Annotated in this window: 12 protein-coding genes; 7 read left to right on the forward strand and 5 right to left on the reverse strand. The window is 67.1% G+C overall.

What is annotated here, in order from left to right; all coding sequences use genetic code 11:
• Window positions 1-285 precede the first annotated feature (285 nt).
• Both katG and KF833_14625 read left to right on the forward strand, forming a co-directional pair.
• Window positions 286-2,460 (forward strand): catalase/peroxidase HPI, encoded by a 2,175-nt coding sequence (gene katG, locus KF833_14620; GenBank protein ID MBX3746539.1) that lies wholly within the window; start codon window positions 286-288, stop codon window positions 2,458-2,460.
• 59 nt (window positions 2,461-2,519) lie between these two features.
• Window positions 2,520-2,819, forward strand: a complete 300-nt coding sequence (locus KF833_14625) for an STAS domain-containing protein (protein MBX3746540.1) — start codon at window positions 2,520-2,522, stop codon at window positions 2,817-2,819.
• 23 nt (window positions 2,820-2,842) lie between these two features.
• On the opposite strand, the gene KF833_14630 is transcribed toward KF833_14625, so the two are convergent.
• From KF833_14630 to KF833_14640, 3 genes are all read right to left on the reverse strand, one after another.
• Entirely contained in the window at window positions 2,843-4,405 is a 1,563-nt protein-coding gene (locus KF833_14630; GenBank protein MBX3746541.1) for a hypothetical protein, read from the reverse strand.
• 66 nt (window positions 4,406-4,471) lie between these two features.
• Window positions 4,472-5,431, reverse strand: coding sequence for a glycosyltransferase family 2 protein (locus KF833_14635; GenBank protein ID MBX3746542.1), 960 nt, complete (start codon window positions 5,429-5,431; stop codon window positions 4,472-4,474).
• A 45-nt stretch (window positions 5,432-5,476) separates the two neighbouring features.
• Window positions 5,477-6,037 (reverse strand): DUF2062 domain-containing protein, encoded by a 561-nt coding sequence (locus tag KF833_14640; GenBank protein MBX3746543.1) that lies wholly within the window; start codon window positions 6,035-6,037, stop codon window positions 5,477-5,479.
• Between the two features lie 308 nt (window positions 6,038-6,345).
• Here KF833_14640 and KF833_14645 point away from each other — a divergent pair, with 308 nt between their 5' ends.
• The 3 genes from KF833_14645 to rnc all read left to right on the forward strand — a co-directional run bounded on the left by KF833_14645 (window position 6,346) and on the right by rnc (window position 9,853).
• Window positions 6,346-7,671, forward strand: coding sequence for a Gfo/Idh/MocA family oxidoreductase (locus KF833_14645; protein MBX3746544.1), 1,326 nt, complete (start codon window positions 6,346-6,348; stop codon window positions 7,669-7,671).
• Window positions 7,672-8,394: 723 nt separating this feature from the next.
• Window positions 8,395-9,027, forward strand: coding sequence for a hypothetical protein (locus KF833_14650; protein ID MBX3746545.1), 633 nt, complete (start codon window positions 8,395-8,397; stop codon window positions 9,025-9,027).
• Between the two features lie 10 nt (window positions 9,028-9,037).
• Window positions 9,038-9,853 (forward strand): ribonuclease III, encoded by an 816-nt coding sequence (gene rnc / locus KF833_14655; protein ID MBX3746546.1) that lies wholly within the window; start codon window positions 9,038-9,040, stop codon window positions 9,851-9,853.
• 120 nt (window positions 9,854-9,973) lie between these two features.
• Here the strand turns inward: rnc and gcvH are convergent, their stop codons facing one another.
• Window positions 9,974-10,357 (reverse strand): glycine cleavage system protein GcvH, encoded by a 384-nt coding sequence (gene gcvH / locus KF833_14660; protein MBX3746547.1) that lies wholly within the window; start codon window positions 10,355-10,357, stop codon window positions 9,974-9,976.
• A 461-nt stretch (window positions 10,358-10,818) separates the two neighbouring features.
• On the opposite strand from gcvH, the gene KF833_14665 reads away from it, so the two are divergent.
• The gene (locus KF833_14665; protein MBX3746548.1) at window positions 10,819-17,778 is read left to right on the forward strand and encodes a lamin tail domain-containing protein; all 6,960 of its coding nucleotides are present in this window, start codon (window positions 10,819-10,821) and stop codon (window positions 17,776-17,778) included.
• Window positions 17,779-18,330: 552 nt separating this feature from the next.
• Entirely contained in the window at window positions 18,331-21,789 is a 3,459-nt protein-coding gene (locus KF833_14670) for an SUMF1/EgtB/PvdO family nonheme iron enzyme (GenBank protein ID MBX3746549.1), read from the forward strand.
• Between the two features lie 164 nt (window positions 21,790-21,953).
• On the opposite strand, the gene KF833_14675 is transcribed toward KF833_14670, so the two are convergent.
• Window positions 21,954-23,651, reverse strand: coding sequence for an alpha/beta-hydrolase family protein (locus KF833_14675; GenBank protein MBX3746550.1), 1,698 nt, complete (start codon window positions 23,649-23,651; stop codon window positions 21,954-21,956).
• Window positions 23,652-23,656 lie beyond the last annotated feature (5 nt).

Genomic DNA, 23,656 nt, shown 5'->3' on the forward strand with positions numbered 1-23,656 from the left:
ATGGAGGATGTTGACCAACTTGTTCTTGGCGGAATCGTCGAGGAGGGGAAGGCGACCGGCGACGCGGGACATGCAGTGATACGTCGCCGGGAGGGATGGGTCGGCTTTGATGCGGGGGATTCTCATGGGGAGGATGGGTACAGGGTGAGCTATGAAGCTAAATGGTCAATTCTAAAATGCCAGGCACAATAAAAAAGAATCCGGCAGTTGACCGTTCGGGCGCTGGTGCCAGAAACTTCCTTTTCCAACTCCCGAGGGAGTCCAACCGCCCGAACCAGCACAACCATGTCAACCGAAGCGAAATGTCCGTTCCATCACGTTGCCGGAGGCGGCACGAAGAACCATGACTGGTGGCCGAACCATCTGAAGGTCGAACTGCTGCACCAGCATTCCAGCCGGTCGAACCCCATGGGGGAGGGCTTCGACTATGGGAAGGCGTTCAAGAGCCTGGACCTGGCGGCAGTGAAGACGGATCTCGCGGCGCTGATGACCGACTCCCAGGAGTGGTGGCCGGCGGATTTCGGGCATTACGGGCCGCTGTTCATCCGGATGGCGTGGCACAGCGCGGGAACGTACCGAACGGGCGACGGGCGTGGCGGTGGCGGCCGGGGGCAGCAGCGGTTCGCGCCGCTCAACAGCTGGCCGGACAATGTGAGTCTCGACAAGGCCCGTCGGTTGCTCTGGCCGATCAAGCAGAAGTACGGCCGGAAGATCTCCTGGGCGGACCTGATGATCCTGGCGGGGAACGTCGCGCTCGAGACGATGGGCTTCAAGACGTTCGGATTTGCGGGCGGACGGGAGGACACCTGGGAACCGGACCATGACGTTTACTGGGGCGCGGAGACGACCTGGCTGGGGGACAAGCGATACACGGGGGATCGAAACCTTGAGAACCCGCTGGCCGCGGTGCAGATGGGCCTGATCTATGTCAATCCCGAGGGACCCAACGGCAACCCGGATCCGGTGGCGGCGGCGCGCGACATCCGGGAGACCTTCGCGCGGATGGCGATGAACGACGAGGAGACGGTGGCCCTCATCGCCGGGGGGCACACCTTCGGCAAGACCCATGGTGCCGGTCCGGCGTCGCATGTGGGGCCTGATCCAGAGGCTGCGGGACTTGAGGAACAGGGTCTGGGTTGGAAGAGCAGCTTCGGCACGGGAAAGGGCGGCCACGCGATCACCAGCGGGTTGGAGGTCACCTGGACCTCGACGCCGACCCGATGGGGCAGCGGTTTCCTGGAGAACCTGTTCGGATACGAATGGGAACTGACCAAGAGCCCGGCGGGGGCGCATCAGTGGACGCCGAAGAACGGCGCGGGGGCGGGCACGGTGCCGGACGCGCATGATCCTTCGAAGCGGATCGCGCCGGCCATGCTGACCACGGATCTCTCGCTCCGGTTCGATCCGGTGTACGAGAAGATTTCGCGGCGGTTTCTGGAGAACCCGGATCAGTTCGCCGATGCCTTTGCGCGGGCCTGGTTCAAGCTGACCCACCGCGACATGGGCCCTCGGGCCCGGTATCTCGGGCCCGAGGTGCCGGCCGAGGAGCTGCTCTGGCAGGATCCGATTCCCGCGGTCAACCATCCCCTGGTCGAGGCGCAGGACATCGTTTCCCTGAAGGCCAGGATCCTCGCCTCCGGGCTGACGGTTTCGGAATTGGTATCGACCGCCTGGGCGTCGGCCTCGACGTTCCGCGGCTCGGACAAGCGCGGCGGCGCGAACGGCGCCCGGATTCGTCTGGCCCCGCAGAAGGACTGGGCCGTCAACCAGCCGGCCCGGCTGGCCAAAGTCCTCCAGACGCTGGAGGGCATCCAGAGTGCCTTCAACGGCACGCAGTCCGGTGGCAAGAGGATCTCGCTGGCCGACCTGATCGTGCTGGCGGGTTGCGCGGGGGTTGAGCAGGCGGCCAGGAACGGCGGGGTCGAGGTGACGGTGCCCTTCCGGCCGGGTCGCATGGATGCGGCCCAGGAACAGACCGACACGGAATCCTTTGCGGTTCTTGAACCCATCGCGGACGGGTTTCGCAATTATCTGAAGGGCAGGTACAGCGTGCCGGCCGAGGTGCTCCTGATTGACAAGGCGCAGTTGCTGACGCTGACGGCGCCGGAACTGACCGTCCTGGTGGGCGGGATGCGGGTGCTCAACACCAACCATGGCGGGACTTCGCATGGGGTTTTCACCCAGCGCCCGGAGGCGCTGACCCACGACTTCTTCGTCCATCTGCTCGACATGGGGACGGAATGGAAACCGGTCACTCCGGACGCCGACCTTTTCGAAGGCCGGGATCGCCAGACAGGGAACGTACGGTGGACCGGCACGCGGGTGGACCTGGTCTTCGGTTCCAACTCCCAGTTGCGGGCCTTCGCGGAGGTGTATGGAGGTTCCGACGCGCAGACCCAGTTCGTTCACGACTTTGTGGCGGCCTGGGACAAGGTGATGAACCTGGACCGGTTCGACTGACTGCCGGTGCCGCTTGCCCTCCCGGGAGTCACTGAGCAAGACTCCGGGAAGTCCCGCATATGCAAATCGATCTCGCGAACGAGGTGGTCCGGGTAGGCGGTTTGGAGGCGTTATCCGGCGGCTCTGTGCCGCTTTTCAAGGAGGGTGTGAAGTCGAAGCTCCTGCCCGAACACCGGGTGGTCGAGGTGGATTTGAGTCAGGTGCGACTGGTGGACAGCGAGGGGCTCGGCGCATTGATCGCGATCCGCCGGCTGATTGCCGCCCAGGGAGGCAAGGTGCGGCTGTTGTACCCGCGTCCGAGCGTGCAGCAGACATTCGACCTGGTGCAGTTCGAAAGGATCTTCGAAATCGTGCATTGAGCCTGGGCGGCACCTTGGCGGGGTCAGGGAAGCGCGGCCCGGGGCGCGGCGCGTGCCAACGCCCGAAGGTGGGAGCGCGAGAGGGCATAGGGGTAATAGGTGGCCTCGCGCCAGCGGCCGGGGAATCGAGCGCCCTCCCCGAAACCGATCCTGGGCGGGGATCCGGGGTCCAGGTGAAGGGACGCGGCATCGGGGGTGGACGAGATGGCGACGCGCCGGCCGTCGAGGTGCAGTTCGAGACGGCCCTGATGCCGTTGGGCCGCGACATGCCGCCAGCCCGGGGCCAGGGCGCGGTCCTGCGAAAGGGCGACCCCGGCGCTCAGCGCATGAACGTGCCCCGATGGAAGGGTCCCGCAGAAGAGGCGTCCCCCGGCCACCGCCATGGACCAGGCGCGGCGGTACGGGGTGTCCGAGAAGTCGAGCCGGCCGGTCAGGGACCACCCGGTGGCGTCGAGGCGATGGACCTCCGCCAGGGGAAGCGTGCCGCCGTAGAGTCTGCCGTGGAAGTGGGCGAGGCCCATCACCTCGAGTTCCGTGCCAAGGCGTCCCGTGTCCTCCCATTCTCCCGGCGCCAGGTACCGGAACACGCGGCCCTCCTTCCATGTCCCGGTGTGGAGCCGGCCGCCATGCACCGCCATCGAGTAGGTCTGGTCCACATGAGGCGGGGAGCCGAACGGAGTCCACCGTCCGTCGCCATCGTATCGGAAGAGCCCGCCCTGCGCGCCGCCGTCGAAGCCGCCTGCGAACAGGGAACCCTGGAAGGAGGCGATCGGAGCGATGCGGCCGCCCGGTTGGCCGCACCAGGTCCAGCGGGCGCCGCCTTCGTAGCGGTACAAGCCCTGCCTCGGGGTGGTCTGGTGCAGCGGCGGGACATCGAGGGAAGTGACGTAGAGCCGGCCGTCGTGAACCGCCATGCCCCAGATCAACTGTCCGGGTCCGGGTTGACCGCAGTCCTCCCAACGCCGGCCGCCGGTGTACCGGTACACGCGTCCGCCGGGATGCGGGTTGGGCGAAGGCTCCAGGTGGGAGCCAACCCCGCTGTATCGGGAAACCCCCGCGTACAATTCGCCCTCGAAGACCGCCAGGGCCGAGACGGTGTTGCAGCGCGCGGGGGCGCCGCAGTCGATCCACCGGGTGCCGCCCGCATGGCGGTACACCCGTCCGCTTTCCGATGCGCCATGCTCGAAGGTGCCGGCGTAGAGGTGGCCGCCGTGGGTTGCCAGGGCGAACACCATCCGGTTGTTTCCCGGGCGGCCGCAGTCCTCCCAGACCGGCTCGGTGCCGGCATCGAGGCCAAAGAACAGATTGCGGGTGTTGGCCGTCGAGGTGCAGGCGGCGGCAGCGTGCACGACCGAGAGATTCAGCCCGTTGCGGCTCTCCGCGTCGTACCAGGTCACCAGATCGCCTCCCGCCTCCTGTCCATCCGGCGGAACCTCGATCCAGATCGAGACGGCGAAATCCCCGGTGCCGGGCGGCGGCAGGGGGGCGACAGGCGGGAGCGGGATGGCGGCGATGGCACTGGCGGCCGACAGCAGGCCGGCGAGGGCGAGCCGGGACGGAACCGGGAGCAGGGCGGGCAGTGCCATGGGTGGGGAGGTCGGAGGTCGGAGGACAGACGTCGGAAGCCGGAAGTCGGAGGAAGGCGGTCGGGTTCAGCGGGAAGGGGTGGGGCGCAGGAAAAGCCGGATGCAGGCGCGCGCGAGCCAGGTCGGGAAGTGGCGTCGGGCCAGGACCTGGGCTTGCCGCCAGAGGCATTTGCGGAGGAAGCGGGCGGTGAGGAAATCGCGATGGGCGGGCTGGCGGAGCATGGCACGGAGCATGGGGATGGCGTGGAGCGACAGGGCGCCGCTTTCACGGATGCGCCGGGCGACGTCGCCAAATCGCTCTTCATGCAGCAATTCGAGGAGGCGGGTCATGACGGCGTCGTGTTCGGTCCGGCGCCGCCCGGATCCGTAGTAGGAGGAGCCGTGGAGATGGACCTGGGAGAGGACTTCCGGGCGGTAACAGAGGCCATGCCGGAAGGCGGCGGCGTAGGTCAGGAACCAGTCGCAATGCCAGCGGAGATCCGGGAGGAACCCGCCGAATTCGCGGACGACCCCGGCTTTGAGCAGGGCGCTGTGGCTGACGATCATGAGGCGGCCGGCGCGTTCGAGGGCGACCAGACGGTCGGGATCGAGGTAACCCGGTTCCTGGGCGAGTCCGGCAGCCATGGACCAGGTCATCCCGCTGTCCATGTCGCTCCAGCGGCTGGCCGAGCAACTGAGGGCAGCCCGGGGATGGGCGGCCAGCAAGGTAAGGGAACGTTCGAACAGGCCGGGCAGGACCATGTCATCCGCGCTGGCGAAGTGGAGGTAGTCGCCCCGGGCGAGTTCGAGCCCGCGATTCATGGTAAAGACCACGCCGCGGTTCGCCGGGTTGGCTTCGGGACGGATGCACGGATGGCGACGCGCGTAATCGGCGATCACGGTTCGGCTGTCGTCGGTGGAGCCGTCATCGATGACCACGATTTCGTCGGGCGGAACGGACTGGGCGAGGAGGGCGTCGAGGCAGGCCGGCAGGGAATGGCCGTGATTGTAGTTGGGAACGACGACCGAGAGGGAGGGGAGGGTCACGGGAGGCGGCGATAGGGGGGTGACAGGCGCCAGGGGCTGGCCGGGTCAACCCGAGGCGGCCGGTTCGTCGGGTCCAGTGCGACGGGCCTTGGAAAGGATCGCCGCGTGGCGGCGCAGGCGGAGCTGATGGTCCTGGGCATGCCGCCGGAAGTAGGCAAGGGCGACCGGGCGGGTGCGCTCGTAGAGCAACCGGAGCAGGACATAGATGACCAGGCCGACCAGGAGGCTGTTGATGACGGCCCCCAGCAGGAAGGTCTGGCCCCAGACCAGGGCGTTGACGGTCTTCTCGGTGACGTCCTCCAGGTCCACGACGCGGACCGACGGACGAAGGAACAAGCTGCCGGCGCGGATATTGAGGTAGAAGAGCAGGGGCCAGACGAAGGTGAGAGTGGCCCCGCCGGCGATTCCCGAGAGGACGTTGCCGCCAAAGAACCGGGCGATGAACCCGGACACGAAGACGCCGAAGCCGAAGGTGGGGAAGAAGTTGACCACCATGCCGATGGCGAATCCGCGCGCCACTTTCTCACTCTCCCCGCGAATGCGGAAGAACCGGATGGTCCGGTAGAGGAAGCGGCGTTCGAGTCGGATACCGAGGCGACGAAGCACGGGCGAAAAGGGAGACACCTTGCGGGTCGGGCGTCAACGACGGCCCAAGTCGGGCCATCGAGGGCTTCCGAGCTTTCAGGCGGTGCATCACGGAGTTGTGGGTGAGGAGGCAGCGAATCGGAGGGACGAGCTCCGCGAGTCCTCGGCCCAACGCTCCACACCGTTGCGGCCTCGTGGAACTCCGCCCTCCGAGGCGATCCTTCGCGAAGCTCGCACCTCTCCCCACAACTCCGCGTTGCGCCGGCTTTCAGGGGGTCGTCCACAAGCGGGTTGACGGAGCGGCGCCGTCCGATTGGAGTTGCGGACCCATGAAGCCTTTCCAGATCCAGGTCAGTCGCCGGAATTTCCTCAAGGCGGCAGCGGCCGGCGCCGGCATCCCGCTGTGGTACCTCCACGAGTGCGAAGGTCTGGCGGCGACCCCCGCCAGACCGGGCCCGAACGACCGCCCGGGAATCGGGCTGATCGGCTGCGGCGGGCAGGGTCGCGGGGTGTGCAATGGGGCACGGCGGTACGGGCAGGTTATTGCGGTGGCCGATGTGGACGTGAACCAGGCGGGGGCGGCCCGGAAGCAGTTCGAGGCGGAGCACCAGTACGAGGATTTCCGGAAGTTGATCGAGCGGGACGACATCCATGTGATCATCAATGGCGCGCCGGACCACTGGCACACCATGATCAACGTGGCGGCCGCACGGGCGGGGAAGGACATCTACTCCGAGAAGCCGCTGACCCTGACGGTGGACGAGGGGAAGTTCCTGGTCCGGGAGGTGCGCCAACACGAGCGGATCCTGCAGGTGGGCAGTCAGCAGCGGAGCGACCGCCGTTTCCGCCTCGCCTGCGAACTGGTTCGCAACGGCCGGATCGGCAAGTTGCAGCACATGATTGTCGGGCTGCCCACCGGTCCTCGGGAAGGTCCGTTCGCGCGGCAGCCGGTGCCGGCAGGTCTCAACTGGGACTACTACCTGGGTCCGACGCCGTTCGTGGACTTCAACGGGCGCAACCACCACTGGAACTTCCGCTGGTGGTACCAGTTCTCGGGCGGTCAGATGACCGACTGGGGGGCTCACCACAACGACATCGCGCAGTGGGGCAACGGCACCGACCGTTCCGGTCCGGTCGAGGTGGACGGGAGATCCCTGGTGGACATGATCCCGGGCGGGTACGACGCCGCGGCGCGGTACCGGATCGAGTGCCGGTATGCAAACGGTGTCACCATGACCATTCTCGACGAAAACACGCCCCATGAGCGCGGCGTGGTGGGGGGCGGCGAGAAGTCGCCCAACGGGGTGCAGTTCCTCGGGAGCGACGGCTGGATCTTTGTGAGTCGCGGTGAACTGCGTGCCAGCGATCCGGAAATGATCGAGACGCCCCTGCCGGCCAATGCCGTTCGCCTCTACGCTTCGGACAACCACATCGGAAACTTCTTCGACGGGATCCGCACGCGGAAAGAACCGATCTGCGACGCCGAGATCGGGCACCGTTCCATCTCAATCGCACACCTCGGCGTGATCAGCATCCGCCTGGGCCGCCGGCTGGAGTGGAATCCGGAAAAGGAGGAGATCGTGGGTGATGCCGAAGCCAACGGATGGCTCAGCCGGCCGATGCGGCGCCCTTACGACTGGGATTTCATCGGCTGAGCGGGGCGGTGAGGGGGCCGGCCCGGCGGGGCTCCGTCGAATCCTGCGCACATTCCAGACCTCCGGCTTCGCTGTTCCGGCGCTATTGGCCCACTGGAGCCGATCCTGAATTAAAAAAGGCAGGCTTAAGGATGCTGACGTCCCACGGCATTCGGGTACCCCGCAAATGACCTAGAACCCCTAAAGCCCGTCCGACTGGTCGCGTTGGATGTCGCAGTCGCTTGTTGGTCAACAAAACAAATAATAAGCCAGGCTCTCAGTTTACAAGTCGGTCAATAGTATTATGCCGGGCGTTTTACAGCATTCCTTGGTCGTTCGCCTGGCTTGGTTGCTCCTCGGTCATCCCGTGGCTGCGGGACTGGCGGGTATGCTCCACCCTCGCGTCTCGCCATCCGGCCTTTTCCGCGACAACAGGGCCCCTTCCATTCTTCAGACAGGCACCGAGCAGGAGGGCTCGCGATCGAACCCTACGACGAACCATACGACCAGGCTCGCGACCGGGAAGGCGCCTCGGCGCCCAGCGCCGCCTTCCAGTGCAGGCGGAATACCTTCCTCGAGGCGATTGCGCTGTTGTCGTGGCATCCGTTTCGCCTTGCCAAGCACTCCCACCTCAATTCCTCCTCCAGAATCGGTCGTGTCGGAACGACTGCAGTCTGAACGATTGCTGTTGCTCGATCGGTTCCGCGGGAAATAATGCTGGCCCAAGGTCCACTGTCACCGGGGATGAACGATTGGAATATTCAAAGCCGGGCCCGCGCCTGCCAGACCTGCGGCAACGCCTTTGCCGATCAGGAGCCGTACCACACCCTTCTGTTCGAACGGCGATCCGGGTTCGAGCGCCTCGACGTCTGTGTCACGTGCTGGGCCGACCAGCACCAGCACGGCGCCGCCGACCGCAAAGGGTACATTTCCCACTGGCAGGGATTGTTCACCGTTCCTCCCGCCGCCCCGCCCGAGCCCATCCAGCGCGACAACGCCGAGACCCTTCTGCGCCGCCTTACCGAGCGCAATCAACCCGCCTGGCAGCCGGCCGCCTTCATTCTGGCCGTGATGCTGGAACGGAAACGCGTCCTCAAGATCCGCGAGACCCTTCGCGCCGAGGGACGCCGCGTTTTCGTGTACGAACGGCCCGGCACCGGGGAGATGTTCACGGTCCCGGATCCCCAGCTGCGACTGGATCAGCTCGAACAGGTCCAGCGCGATGTCGCCCACCTGCTTGAGCACGGACTGCCTCCGGAGGCCGGCCCAGCCCCGGAATCCATCCACGACGAACCCGCCGCTGAACCTGTCGCCACGGGATCGCCCGAAGCCGGCCCGGCCGGGGAGTCCGTTGTGGCTGAGGTCGTCGCATCCTGAACCCGTGACCATGGGAACCGCGGCCACCCTCGCCCAATCCGGTTCTGTGCAACCGGACCGGGACGAGATCCGGGTCCGCTGGGATGCGCTTGAGGACCTCGAGGCCCTGCTGGGTCACCGCTTCCGGGACCGCGCCCTTCTCGATCTTGCCCTCACCCATCCCTCAGTCACCCACGACCTCGGTCCCGGCACTCCCCATAATCAGCGACTCGAATTCCTTGGGGACGCCGTCCTGCAGCTCGTCCTGACGCTGGAATTGTACGAGAAGTTCCCCGATCTCGGTGAAGGGCCGCTGACCCAGGCGCGGGCGGAAATGGTGAATCGCCGCACCCTCGCGGCGCAGAGCGCGGCCATGGGGGTCGGCCGCTTTTTACGCCTCAGCCGCTCCGAGGAAACCACCGGAGGACGGGATCGCGCCTCGACGCTGGCGGACGCCTTCGAGGCGGTGGTGGGGTCGATATTCCTCGACGGCGGGCTCGACTCCGCCCGCCAGTTTGTCCTGCCCAGGTTTCGGGAGGCGTTTGGGCAACTCGAGGCCCTGCCCAGCCTTCACAATCCGAAAGGCGAACTGCAGGAACTCCTCCAAGCCGAATCCGCGGAGGCCCCTTCCTATCAGTTGATCTCAATGACCGGTCCTGACCATGACCGCGTCTTCGAATGCGCTGTCAGTTACCGGGGCGAAACCCTTGGACAGGGTTTGGGCAAGACCAAGAAAGCGGCGGAATCCGAGGCCGCCCTGCAGGCGCTCCTCCGGTTGCGCACCGGTGGTCAATCCGGCCACGATCCAACCCCCAATCCAGACCCCGTACCGCCGCCAGCAGCCTGATCGACCAGGTCTCGCGGCGGACCTGACTTCCGGATCGCGGCACTAGCGAGTGCGCCTGCGGTGTGCGCCCGAGCGGGGTCATTGGTCCGTGCCCGGCCGCCGGGTCCGTCCTCCCGTCCGCTACCCGCCGATCTGCTCTCCGTACTGTTCCGGCGACAGCAGGGCCGACGCCTCGCCGGGAGCACTGAGCCGGACCCGGAAGAACCAACCGTCTCCATATGGCACCGAGTTCACGAGCCCCGGATTCCCCGGCAACGCCTCGTTGACCGCCACCACCTCCCCGCTCACCGGGGCGTAAATGTCGCTCGCGGTCTTCACCGACTCCACCACCGCACAGGCCTCACCCGCCTTGAGCTGCCGTCCCGGTGCGGGTAACTCGACAAAAACGATGTCCGTCAACTCCTGCTGTGCATGGTCGGTGATCCCCACCACCGCCTCCCCATCGATCAGGCGCACCCACTCGTGGGACTTGGCGTATCGGAGATCGCTCGGCACGTTCGACATGCCCGATTTCAGGCGGGATCGCCCCCGCCGGTCAAACCGCTTTTGGGCTTCCGGGCCGGTCCCGAGTCCTTATCCAGTCGGCAGATCCCAAACCCATAAAAATATGCCCGGCATAATGCTATTGTCTGCGTACAGAATAATAAGCCCGGCAATATCACGTTGACTGGGTCCATATAAAAAGTCCGACATAGTACTGTTGACGCCTTTGTTCCGGCTTCAGCCCGGCCACAGCCATGCACCCGCTCCCTGCTCAAGTTCCAAGCTCTGACACGCGAAGGCGCGGACACCCGACCGCCGTTCCCCATTCCCATCGCGGAAGTCGATCGAATGGCGGCACGGTGACGGAGGAACGAAGCGGAGAAGGACTCATCCAGAACGCGTTTTCCTGATGCTCGCCAAGGAGTCGGGGTCTGGCGGCCTTTGACGCACCCCCCCTCTGTGGGCGATAGAAGGCCTGTCACATGCGTAATCTCCTCCCCAGGGTCGCCGCCGGCATGGCCCTTGTCGCAGGCCTTTCCGTCGCCGCTGCCGACCCGGTCCCGCTGGTTCCGTCCGGGTCCGTCTGGCGCCACTTTAAGGGCCTGGCCGAACCCTCACCCGCGAACCGCACCGCCTGGCGCGCCCTGAATTTCGCGGATGCCACCTGGACGGCCGCTCCCGCTCCGTTTTGGTATGGCGAGGAGGCGCTGTTCGGCGGCACCGGCACCCGTTTGGGCGACATGCAGAACCGCTACTCCACGCTTTACCTGCGCCAACGCTTCCAGGTTGCCGACCCCGCCGCCCTCGAGACCCTGGAGCTGTCGGCCATCTGCGACGACGGCTTCATTGCCTGGATCAACGGCGTGCGCGTGGCCAGCGCCGCGGCCCCTGCGGGGGACCCGGCGTTCAATGCATTGGCCACCCAGAATGTCCCCGAACCCATCGCCTGGACCCCGTTTCCCCTGACCGATCCCGCGGCCCTGCTGGTGCCGGGCGAGAACATCCTCGCCGTCCAGGTCTTCAACGTCACCCTCGGCAGCAGCGACCTTGCCTTCGATGCCGCCCTCACGGCGGTCCCCCGCGTCTCGGGCCCGCCCTTCGTGGTGTCGGTCGATCCCCTGCCGGGCCCGGTGGCCGAACTCGACCGGATCACCGTCACCTTCAATGAACCCGTCCGCGGGGTCGACGCCGGGGACTTCCTGATAAACGGCCTGGGTGCCACGGACGTCACGGGGTCCGGAGACCGCTACACCTTCACCTTTGCCCCGCCGCCTTACGGCCCGGTCACCATCTCCTGGGGCGCCTTTCACACCATCGAGGACTTTGAGGACCCACCGCTGCGGTTCGAACTGGCCGCCCCGGGTTCCACCTGGGGTTACGAACTCGTCGATCCCGAAGGCCCGTCCGTCCTGGTCCGGCAACCGCCCGCTGGCGCCACGATCAGCGCCCTCACCGAGATCGAGGTGACGTTCAACAAGGCCGTGACCGGGGTGGATGCCGCAGACCTCCGCGTCCATGGCCTGCCGGCCACGGGCGTTCACGGGCTCGGCGCCGGCCCATATCGGTTCACCTTTCCAGCCGCCAGCCCCGGTCCCGTCCTGATCACATGGGCGCCAAACCACGGCATTGCCAACGACGCCCTCGAACCCCACCCCTTCTCCGGCGCTGGCTGGTCCTACACGGTGAACCCCGCCCATCGGCCGCCTGCACTGGCGATCACCGAGTTCATGGCCGAGAACTTCACCGCCCATCGCGACGAGGACGCCGACGCCGAAGACTGGATCGAGATCCACAATCCGACCGCGTCCCCGGTCAACCTCGAAGGCTGGTCACTCTCCGACCGTGCCGACGACCCCGGGCAATGGACCTTCCCCGCCGTCACGCTCCCGGCCGGCGGTTACCTGGTGGTCTTCGCCTCGGGCAAGGATCGTCGCCCGGTCGTCGGCAACGCCCCGCTCCACACCAACTTCAAACTCAACCCCAACGGCGAGTTCATCGGCCTCTACCCGCCCGAACTCCCCCGTCGCCCGGTCAGCGAAGTGACCTTCGGACGCCAGGGACCGAACTACTCCATGGGCCGCGACGAAGCCTCCGGCGAATGGCGCCATTTCCTGACTGGCACACCCGGCGGCCCCAACGGCTCCAGCACCATCACCGGCGCGGTCGAGGCCGTGCGCTTCAGCGTGCCCCGCGGATTCTTCGCGTCGGCCTTCCACCTCACCCTGTCCTGTCCCACCCCCGGCGCCACCGTCCGCTACACCACCAACGGCAGCCCGCCGTCCGAGACCGAGGGCTTCCTCTATGACGCCCCCATCCCGATCCCGGCCAACCGCGTCATCCGCGCCGCCGCCTTTCTCACCAACGCCCTGCCGTCGCCCATCGCCACCCACACCTATCTCGTCAATCAGCCCGCCACCCGCCTCCGACTCCCGGCCCTCTCCCTGGTCACCGCCACCAACCACCTGTTCGGACGCACCGGCATCATGGAGGTCAGCCCCCGCAACACCACGCGCCGTGGCCGGGACTGGGAACGCCCGGTATCTGTCGAGTTCATCCGCCCCGAGGACAACGACGGGTTCCAGACCGAATGCGGCATCCGCATCCAGGGAGGCGACTACGTCCGGCAACGCTACGACTACCGCTCCACCTCGCTGCCCTTCAGCAAGTACTCCTTCCGCCTCTATTTCCGCGGCGAATACGGACAGGGCCGCCTCAACTACCCCCTCTTTCCCGAAACCACCCAGCGTTCCTTCGACACCCTGGTCCTGCGCGCGGGCATGAACGACCATTCCAACCCGTTCCTCCTCGACGAACTGGTCCGCACCCTCGCCCGCGACTGCCGCCAGCCCTCCGCCGTCGGCAACTTCGTCCACCTCTTCCTCAACGGCGTGTACCGCGGCTACTACAACCCCACCGAACGCATCGATGTCGAGTTCCTCCGTGCCTACCACGGCGGCGGCGAGGAATGGGACATCATGGCCCAGAGCGGCGAGGTCCGGGAAGGCACCGCCGTCGCCTGGAACACCCTCCGCAATCTCATCAACACCCGCGACCTCTCCAATCCCGACCATTACCGCGACATCGCCTCCCGCCTCGATCTCACCAACTTCGTCGATTACCTCTGCCCGCTGATCTACGTGGACAACGATGACTGGCCCCACAACAACTGGCGGGCCGCCCGCGAACGCACCCCCGACGGTCTCTACCGCATGTACGTCTGGGACGCCGAATGGTCCTTCGGCAACATCAACAACCACGCGCCCTCCTGGAACACCATCCAGAACCAGCTCTCCTCCACCTCCCCGCCCTGGGGTGGCACTGACATCCAGCGCATGTTCATCGGCCTCCGCCGCTCCCCCGAATTCCGGCTCCTCTTCGCCGACCGCGTCCACCGCCACTTCTTCAACGACGGAGCCCTCACCGACGACCGCATCCGCACCCGCTACGCCTCCGTCACCAACCGCCTCCGCGGCGTGGTCCCCAGCTTCAACAACCGCGTTGGCACCACCTGGATCCCCCAGCGTCGCCGTCATGTCCTCGACCACTTCCATCGCGCCGGTCTCCTCGCGTCCTCCAACGCCCCCGCCTTCAGTCGTCACGGCGGCCACGTCCTGGCGGGCCAAACCCTCACCCTCACCAACCTCACCGGCCCGATCTATTTCACCCTCGACGGCTCCGACCCGCGCCTGCCCTTTTCCGGGGACATCGCGCCCCACGCCCGCCTCTACCAGGAACCCATCGCGCTCACCGAATCCGTCACCCTCGCCGCCCGCGCCCTCGACGGCACCGAATGGAGCGCCCTGACCGTCGCCGACTTCCTCGTCCAGCAGCCCGCCCTGCCTCTCCGCTTCACCGAACTCATGTTCGATCCGCCTGGCGGCGACGCCTTCGAGTTCCTGGAACTCACCCACTTCGGCACCCTGCCCATCGACCTTTCGGGGCACTCCTTCAACGGGATCACCTTCCGCTTTCCTGAACCCACGCCCCTCATGCCGCCCGGCGCCCGCTGGGTCCTGGCCAACGCCGCGCGCCCCGCCGACTTCGCCGCCCGCTATCCCACCGTGACCGTGTCCGGTTGGTACACCGGTGCCCTCAGCAATTCCGGCGAACGCATCGAACTCCTCGATCCCTCCGGCCGCGTCGTCGCCGCCGTCGAGTACGGCATCGCCCCGCCCTGGCCCGTCGAAGCCGCCGGTGGTGGTTCGTCCCTCGAATACCGCGATCCCGCCGACGATCCCTCGGACCCCGCCGCCTGGTTCGCCAGCCCCCAGCCCGGCGGCACGCCTGGCCAACCCCACGCCACCCCTCCGTCCCCCGCCTTCCGCCTCTCCGAAATCGCCGCCGGCCCGGGCGCCCGCGCCGACTGGATCGAACTCATCAATCCCGCCTCCGCCTCCGCCAATCTCGCCGGCTGGAGCCTCTCCGACACCGCCGATCCCCGACGTTTCGTCTTCCCTCCGAACACCGTCCTCGCCCCCGGCCAGCACCTCCGCGTCTGGGCCGACAGCCGCTCGACCGACGAACTCCACACCGGCTTCGGCCTCAGTCAGGACGGCGAGACCCTCGCCCTCTACAATCCCGCCGGCGCCCGCATCGATGCCGTCTCCTTCGGCACCCTCCCCACCGGATACACCCTCGGCCGCCTCGACGATTCGCTGGCCTGGCACCTCTGCGAACCCACGCCGGGCGCCCCCAACGAACCCGCCGTCGCCGCCCCGGCCCGCGACCTCGCCCTCAACGAATGGCTCGCCAACCCGCCTCCCGGCGCCGACGACTGGCTCGAACTTCACAATCTCAACACCTCCGCCCCGGTCCCTCTCCGCGGCCTCTCCCTGTCCACCAGCAACGCCACCTTCACCCTCGGCATCCATTCCTTCGTGCCCCCCTCCGGCTTTGTCGTCCTCACCGCCCATCCGCGGCCCGGCCTGAATCGCGCCGGACTCCGGCTCCCCGCTGCCGGCGGTCTCATTGCCCTCCACGACGACGCCGGTTCCGAACTCGACCGGGTGATCTATCCCGCCATGCCTGAAGGCCTCAGCCACGGGCGCTTTCCCGACGGCACCGGCCAGCCCGTGCCCTTCCCCAACACCGCCAGCCCCGGCGCCAGCAATTACGTCCTGCTCGCCTCCGGCCCGCGCTTCCACGAATGGATGGCCCGCAACCGCTCCGCCGTGGCCGATCCCGAAGGCCGGCACGTGGACTGGATGGAACTCCACAACTCCAGCGCCGATTCCCACGACCTCGCCGGTGCCCGATTCCTCATAGGACCCGACCCGGCCGCATCCTTCACCTTCCCCGCCGGCACCGTCCTCCCCGCCCAGGGATATCTCGTCCTCTGGTGCGACCCCGACCGTCCTGCCTCGACCACCGCCACCCCACCGCTTCGCACCGGTCATGCCCTCCCCGGTGACGGCACCGTGCTCCGGCTCGTCTCCGCCTCCGGCCAGGTCCTCGACCAGGTCACCTACGGTCCCCAACTTCAGGACCGTTCCGTCGGTTGGGCCACTGGCGGCCATGCGCTCCTCGAAGCCCCGACTCCCGGCGCCGCCAACCGACCCGCCGCTCCGCTCGCCCCGTCCATCGGTGTGCGCCTCAACGAATGGCTGGCCAGCAGCTCCTCCGGCCACGACTGGATCGAGATCCACAATCCCCAACCCCTTCCCGTGGATCTCGGACTCCACTACCTCACCGACGACCCCTCCGTTGCCGGCGTCACCCGCTCCCAACTCGCCCCGCTTTCCCTCATCGCACCCAACGGGCATCAATTCTGGTACGCCAGCAGCCAGCCCGACCTCGGACCCAACCACCTCAACTTCAGCCTCCACATCGACGGCGAAACCATCCGCCTTTACACCCCCCAGCGGGCCATCATCGATTCCGTCGATCTCGGGCCCCAGCGCCGCGACGTCTCCCAGGGGCGCTTCCCCGACAGTTCGAACACCCTCGCCGACTTCCCGCTATCGCCGTCGCCCGGCGCCGCCAACTGGCTTCCCCACCCGGCGCTCGTCTTCAACGAAATCCTCACTCACACCGACCCGCCCCTCGAGGACGCCGTCGAACTCCTGAACCACGGGGGTCAACCGCTCTCCCTGACCGGCTGGTGGATGAGCGATGACGCCTCCGACCTGTGGAAATACCGGCTCCCGGACGGCACCGTCCTGCCACCCGGCGGATACCACGTTCTCTACGCGAACCAGTTCAACGCCCCCGGCCAGCCGTCTGCCTTCGGACTCAGTTCCTCCCGCGGCGGCACCCTCTGGCTGAGCCAGACGGATGCCGCGGGACAGGCCACCGGCTTCCGCGCCCGTCTCGACTTCGAGCCCGCCGCCAACGCCATGTCCCACGGACGCCATCGTACCAGCGTCGGATGGGACTTCGCGCCCCTCAGCCGGCGGACCTTCGGCCGGGACATCCCCACCTCGATCGAGGAGTTTCGCCAGGGCACCGGACTCCCCAACGCCTATCCCCTGGTCGGGCCCATCGTCATCACCGAGATCCACTACCGGCCCGTCGTTCCAGGGGACCCGGCCTTCCCCGAGGAACCGCTCGACGAGTTCATCGAACTCCACAACGCCTCCAGCCAGGACGTCCCCCTCTTCGATCCGGCCCATCCCACCCACACCTGGCGCTTCCGGGGCGGCATCGAGTTCGACCTGCCCCCCGGCATCATCTTACCCCCGGGTAGCTTCGCCCTCGTGGTCCGGTTTGCGCCCACCGACAGCGCCCGCGCTGAAGCCTTCAGCACCCGGTATCAGCCCGCGGGATTCTTCCCCTTCCTCGGGCCCTTCACCGGCCGGCTCTCCAACGAGGACGACGACATCCGGCTCGAACGCCCCGACACCCCCCAGGGCCCGGGCCGGCCCGACGCCGGTTTCGTTCCCTACCTCCTGGTCGAGCGCGTCCACTACCGCAGCACGCCGCCCTGGCCCGTCGAACCCCTCGAACGCGGCTGGTCCCTCCAGCGGCGGCGTCCCCTCGAATACGCCAACGACCCCGCCAACTGGATTGCCGCGCCGCCCTCCGCCACCCGGGCCACCCCGCCCCCGGCCTGGGACACCGACTTCGACGGGATGCCGGACGAATGGGAACTCGCCCACGGACTCGACCCCAACAATCCCGCCGACGCCCACCTCGATTCCGATGGCGACGGCCTGACCAACCTCGAGGAGTACCTTGCCGGAACCGATCCCCGCGATCCCGGGAGCACTCTTCGGCTCACCGCCCGCCAGGACACGCCCGACACCCTCGTCCTCGGATTCCATGCCATCGCCGGCCGCAGCTATTCGATTCTCGTGCGCGACCATCCCGGGTTCGGCGCCTGGCATGTCCATCACACCGTCCAACCCGCCACCGCCGACGGTCCCATCGCCATTGCCATCGAACCCGACCCTGCCGCCCCCAGCTACTACCGACTCGTCACTCCCGCGCGGCCCGCCCCTTGACCTCTGTTTAGCGTGTCGGGGGTGGTTTGGGAGGCTCACGCTGAAGCGTGTACACCCAGCGGTTCTGGCAGGGCGGGGACGTGTGGGGGGGGCAGGGTTGGTCCGCGGAGGGAAGGATTGAAGACGCACCCGGGCTTGAGGCTTGGCCGGAGCGGGATCCAAAGCGGCGGGAACCGCCGCACTCCAAGAAACTGGAGTGCGTCACCTCCTGGGTGTTGAGGTTGCCATCCGAAAACGCGATTTCGACACCCGTTGCGACTGAATCGACCGACAACTCGAAGAGGCGCCCGTGGCGGCGGATCGCGGGAGTGCCCTCGTGGTTCCCCGTGCATCCCGGAGTTGTGGGTAGAGGCGCGAACTTCGCGAAGCATCGCTTCGGAGGGCTGAGTTCCACGAGGCCGCAACGACGTGGTGTGTTGGGATGAGGACTCGCAGAGCTCGTCCCTCCGATTGGCTGCCTCCCCACCGACAACTTGGGGATGCACCGCGTGGTTCCGGTGGCAAACCAAGGTCATTGCCTCACGGATGGAAGGGGATTCACCATCTCGGCCCGTGAGCCTGCATCCCCTGGTGGAAAAGCTCGAGGAGGAGGTCGCCGGGCGCCCGGAACAACTGGTCCTGGTGGCCGGGACGGGCGTGGCGCTGGCGGCCTGTGACCGGCAGGAGGTGAATGGCCATGTCGTGGCCAGTTGGGATGGGTTGCTTGGCCATGGTGTGGATTACTGCGAGAAGGTGGAACACGCGATCAAGGCCGACGAGGCGGATGCGGTGCGCGCCCTGATCCGGTTGGGCAGTCCGGACTTCCTGGTGCAGGCGGCGGAGATGATCACGAGCCGACTCATGCGCAAGGCTCCGGGAAAGTACCGTGCCTGGCTCAAGGACAGCCTGGGAGAACTCGAACCGGCGAAACCGGAGATCTTGAAAGTGCTGGCCGGCTTTCCCGGGTTGCTGGCCACGCTGAACTACGATCCGCTGTTCGAGAAGGCCACCGGGCGATCGCCGGTCACCTGGGTCGAAGGGAACAAGGCGCGGTTCGAGGAGGCGTTGCGCGGTGACGGGGGGTCATGCGTTCTCCACCTCCATGGGTATTACGAGAATCCTGAATCCGTGGTGCTCGGGCTGCGCTCCTACGACCGGGTGAGGGACGATCCGCTTGCGGCCACGATCCTGCGGTTGTTCACCATGGACCGGACGCTGGTGTTCGTGGGATGCCGCGGGACGGTGACAGATCCGAACTTCACCCGCCTGATTGAGTGGGCCCGCGAGGCGCGGAAACACACGACTCATCGGCACTTCGTGCTCTGTCGGGAGGAGGACGCCGGGGCGCTGCGCGACGAATTGAAGGAGGTGGCGTGGCTCGACGTGGTGCCCTACGGGGCGTCCTTCGACGACCTGGTTCCGTTCCTCAAGCGACTGGCGGCCAGGTTGCCTGGGAAAGGGCGGGGATCGGGTGGAGGGAAGGGGGCCGGGGGGCGCGCCAGCCGGGGCGGAAAGGGGGGAAAGGCACAGGCGATTCCATCCGGGTACCTGGAGTGGGTGAAGCGGGAATGCGGCAGCGTCGAGCTGCTTGGCCTGCGGTTGAAGCAGGGGCAGTCGGTGCGAATCGGCTCGGTGTATGTGCCGCTGACCACGACGTGGCGGGAGGCGCGTCCGGATGCGGAGGAAGGCGGGGGGAAGCGGCGATGGATCGCGATTCACCCCGACCGAGCGGAATTCGGCGAGGCGGACCAGCCTTCCGATTCGCCGCTCCTGCTGGATGTGGTCAACCAGCATTCGCTCTACGTCTCGGGTGCGCCGGGGTCGGGGAAGTCCACTTTTTGCCGCTGGCTGGCCTGGCTGCTGGCGAACAGGCGGATGCCGGAACCGGAATTGGAGCGGGCAGAGGAGACGCGATTCGAGGGCCTTCCATGGCAGCTTGAAGGCAAGCTTCCCGTGCTGATCCGCCTGCGTGATTTCCACCGCGCATTGCCGCGGCGCCGGGAGCTTACCGCCCGGTTGCTTCAGGACGCCCTGAAGCGGTGGCTCACGAAGGAGCGACCCGGCGACCTTTCCTGGGGTGGGCTGCAACCGCGCCTGGAGGGAGGCGGCGTGGTGCTGATTCTCGATGGGGCGGATGAAGTGCCCGCCTCCCGTCGGGCGGCCTTGGTCAGCGGTCTGGCACAGTGTCTTCCGGATTGGGAGAAGGCGGGGAACCGGATCCTGCTCACCAGCCGGCCGTATGGCCTGTCCGATGGGGATGTCCGGAGGCTGGGGCTGGTGCATGCGCCGTTGGACCGGCTGGCCCGGGAGTTCCAGGAGCAACTGGTCCGGCGCTGGTTCCGGATCCTGATCGAGGATCCGGGGCGGGCCGGGGAGACGGCGGCGGGTCTGCTGAGGGACATCGCGGAGCGTACATGGCTGGTGCCATTGGCCGAGAATCCGCTGCTCCTGACGGCCATGGGCATCGTGTACGGGGAGGGCAAGCGGCTGCCGCAGGACAGGCATGACTTGTACGACCGCATCGCCGACACGGTGCTGCACAACCGGTTCGCGCCGGAGGAGGTCCCCCTGATGCGGCATCGTCTGGCGGCCATCGCCCACGGCATGCATACCGGCCAGGGGCTGGACGAGACGCGGGAGACGCCGGAGGCGCGGGCGACCGCCCGGGAGATCGACCGTCTGCTCCAGGCGGATCAACAGGCGGACTACCGGGAGCCGGGCTTCCGAAGGGTGAACGAAGCGAGGGACCGGCTGCTGTCCGAGAGCGGGCTGCTCCTCCCGGTGGAGTCGGACGGGGCGGAGTTCCATCATTTCTCGTTTCAGGAGTTCTTTGCCGCCGAACGGATCGCCGATGTCGATGAGGCCCGACTGGCGGCGGTGTTTCGCGAACGGGGCGAACGGCCGGAGTGGCGCAACACGCTTTCCTTTCTCTTTGGGAATCAATTGGCCGGGAACCGGCGTCCCCGGCGTGCGGTCGATCTGCTGCGGGAGATCCTCAAGGCGATTTCAGGAACCCCCGGGCTGTCGATGACGACGCTGGTGGCCGACTGTGTCGAGATTCTGAGAGGGCGGCAGGTCGAACTGACGGATGGAATGCTCGATGGAGTGCGGACGCTTTGCCTCGAGGGAATGCGGGGAACACGTCCGGCGCGCGAACGCTGCGGCCTGGGCGAGGCCCTGGGGAGATTGGGCGATGCGCGGTTCCGGGCCGATGCGTGGTATCTGCCCGACGAGCCTCTGCTGGGGTTCGTCGAGATTCCGGAGGGGCCATTCCAGCAGGGAAGCGATCCGAGGCGCGATCCGAATGCCGATTCTAACGAAGTGCCGTCCCGGACGGTGTCGCTGACGCGGTACTACATCGGGCGGTATCCGGTGACAGTGGCGCAGTTCCGCGCGTTCGCGGAGGACCGGGCGGAGAACGGGGGCTTTCGTCCTTGCAAACCCGACTGCCTGCGCGGCGTGGCGAACCATCCGGTGATCTGGGTTTCGTGGGACGAGGCGATGGCCTACTGCGTCTGGCTGACGCGGAAGCTGCGGAACAGCCGGGTCACACCGGAGCCCCTCCGGAGGGCGCTCACCGCAGGGGGAATGCGGATGGGTCTGCCCACCGAAGCCCAATGGGAGAAGGCGGCACGCGGGACGGATCGGAGTGTGTTCCCGTGGGGGGACCACGAGGATCCTGACCGCCAGAACTGCTTTGAGACCGGGATTGGATCGACCAGTGCCGTAGGATGTTTTCCGGGTGGGGCGAGTCCCTTCGGAATTGAAGAGATGAGCGGCAATGTGTGGGAGTGGTGTGCGGATTGGTACGCCCCGGATGCCTACGCCCAAGGTGGCGATAGCGATCCCGTCAGGCCGGTCGATGGCGCCGACCGGGTGATCCGCGGCGGCTCGTGGCTGTACAGCGCGCGCTTCTGCCGTGCCGCCTACCGGGCCCACTGGGACCCTAGCGACGGGGACGGCAACCAGGGCTTTCGCTTGGCCGCATGGTCAGGAGCTCCGGAGCGGCGCGCGGACGGACGGAGGGAGTGAACCGCGGGCAATGGGGTCAAATCTGTATTATTACAATTCATCCTCGGACGGGTGCCGAGGCGACCTGGAGGCCCGGGACAGAAGATCAAGAATGCCGATTTGAGCCCATTGCCTCTGGCAGGGCGGGTACGTGCGGGCACAGGATTGACCCGCACATGGGCGGATCATCGTCCCCCGGCGCGCGGTTCGTTTTCGTGAAAGAGGGCGCGCAGTCGCTGCAGTTCGGCATCCGTCCACCCTTCGGGTTCCGTCACTGCGAGCCAGGCGTCGATGTAGTGCAGCGGTGCGTACTCGTGGCCAAAGCCCTTGGGGGCCGTTCCGGCCATCATGTCCGTGGCCAGTTGCAGCATCGTCACCACCGGGAACCATCGCAACGCGGGTGAGACATCGGGACCCCGCGGTTCGCGCATCCAGTCGGGCATGCGCCACGCGGATTTGGGGTCGAAGAAGGTGATGGGATCGCTGGCGTACTGAAGGAAGGCGATTCGGAAGTTTCCCCAGGTGCCGGTTCCCTCCCGAAGTCCGGTTGTCTGGTTCATGAATCGGACCACGGATCCGCCCCGGAAGATTGGAAGCCAGGCCGGAGACCCCGGATCCCGTTCCCGGGTTGCCCGCCGCCACGTCCCATGACGGTAGGGCGGCCCGCTCCACAAGGCGCCGTCGAACGGATCCTCCACGACATCGAAGACGTCGAAGGACAGGTCGGAGTTGAGGGATCCGAGGCTGAGACCGTGCAGGAACAGGCGTGGACGCGAGTCTTTCGGGAGCGAACGCCAGTGCCCGTAGATCCGTGCAAACAGGGCGCGCGCCATTTCGGCGCCGTAGTCGCCCTGGGTGAGCAACGCCAGGGGGCTGCTCAAGTAGGAGTACTGCGCCGCCACCGTGGCGAGGTCCCCGCGATGGAGGTATTCCACGGTGGCCTGGGACGCCGGGTCCACCCAGCCCGTGCCGGTCGGGGTGACCAGAAGCAACAACGACCGTTGGAAGCCGCCGGCACGAATGAGTTCCTCCAGGGCCAGTTGCGCGCGCGCTTCGGGGTTGTCTGCGCTGTTGAGTCCCACATATACCCGGATCGGTGCCGTCACCGGGCGTCCGAAGAACGCACTCAAGTCGGCGGCTGACGGGCCCCGGGCGACGAATTCCCGCCCCTGACGGCCGAGGTCTTCCCAGGCGATTCGAGACGCGCTGCTGCCCGTCTGTTCCGGACCGGCCGGACGCGGCAGCTCATCGTCGATCAGCGCGTCGAGTGCCTGGAAGGAACGGTCCGCGGCCTTCAGCAGGAACCGGTAGAAGAGCCCGTTGAGGGTCGTCCAGAAGACGAACACCGACAGCCCCGCCGCCAGGAGACGGGCCAGTCGGGCCGGCACGTAGCGCCCGAGTCGTGACGACAACCTCCGCCACACCCACGCGAAGAGGCGCGCCAGTCCCAGCACCAGCACAAAGAGCAGGGCCCCGATCAACACCAGCAGCACCGGCTGGAATCCCGACAACTCCTCCATGCCCAGCAATCGGCGGATCGAGTTCTGCCAGTGCGCCGCGTGCCACAGGCTGGCGAGGCACAACAGCGCGGTCGCCGCCGCGGCGATGGTTCGCAGCACCCGGCGGACGCGGGTGCGGGCCCGGGGCAATTGCAGATAGCGCCAGAGCAGGACGCCGGCCACGCCCACCCCGTAGCCGGCGGCGAAGGACAGTCCGGAAAGCAGTCCCTGGACGGCGTAGGAGCGGGGCAGGAGGGAAGGGGTCAGCGAGAAGGCGAAGAACACCGCGCCCGCCACCATCCCCTCGGGGCACAACGGCCTCAGCAGCCGGCGGACCCGCAACGCTCTGGCACTGCCCTGCCTCTCTGGAGTGCATCCTTTCATGGCCC

The sequence above is a fragment of the Verrucomicrobiia bacterium genome (assembly GCA_019634625.1).
Taxonomy (GTDB): domain Bacteria; phylum Verrucomicrobiota; class Verrucomicrobiia; order Limisphaerales; family CAIMTB01; genus CAIMTB01.

What these genes read in the sequence shown, in the direction of transcription:
- KF833_14625 (MBX3746540.1), top strand. Translation starts at nt 2,520, where the DNA reads ATGCAAATCGATCTCGCGAACGAGGTGGTCCGGGTAGGCGGTTTGGAG.
- rnc (MBX3746546.1), top strand. Translation starts at nt 9,038, where the DNA reads ATGGGAACCGCGGCCACCCTCGCCCAATCCGGTTCTGTGCAACCGGAC.
- KF833_14675 (MBX3746550.1), bottom strand. Translation starts at nt 23,651, where the DNA reads ATGAAAGGATGCACTCCAGAGAGGCAGGGCAGTGCCAGAGCGTTGCGG.
- KF833_14645 (MBX3746544.1), top strand. Translation starts at nt 6,346, where the DNA reads ATGAAGCCTTTCCAGATCCAGGTCAGTCGCCGGAATTTCCTCAAGGCG.
- gcvH (MBX3746547.1), bottom strand. Translation starts at nt 10,357, where the DNA reads ATGTCGAACGTGCCGAGCGATCTCCGATACGCCAAGTCCCACGAGTGG.
- KF833_14650 (MBX3746545.1), top strand. Translation starts at nt 8,395, where the DNA reads ATGAACGATTGGAATATTCAAAGCCGGGCCCGCGCCTGCCAGACCTGC.
- KF833_14630 (MBX3746541.1), bottom strand. Translation starts at nt 4,405, where the DNA reads ATGGCACTGCCCGCCCTGCTCCCGGTTCCGTCCCGGCTCGCCCTCGCC.
- KF833_14665 (MBX3746548.1), top strand. Translation starts at nt 10,819, where the DNA reads ATGCGTAATCTCCTCCCCAGGGTCGCCGCCGGCATGGCCCTTGTCGCA.
- katG (MBX3746539.1), top strand. Translation starts at nt 286, where the DNA reads ATGTCAACCGAAGCGAAATGTCCGTTCCATCACGTTGCCGGAGGCGGC.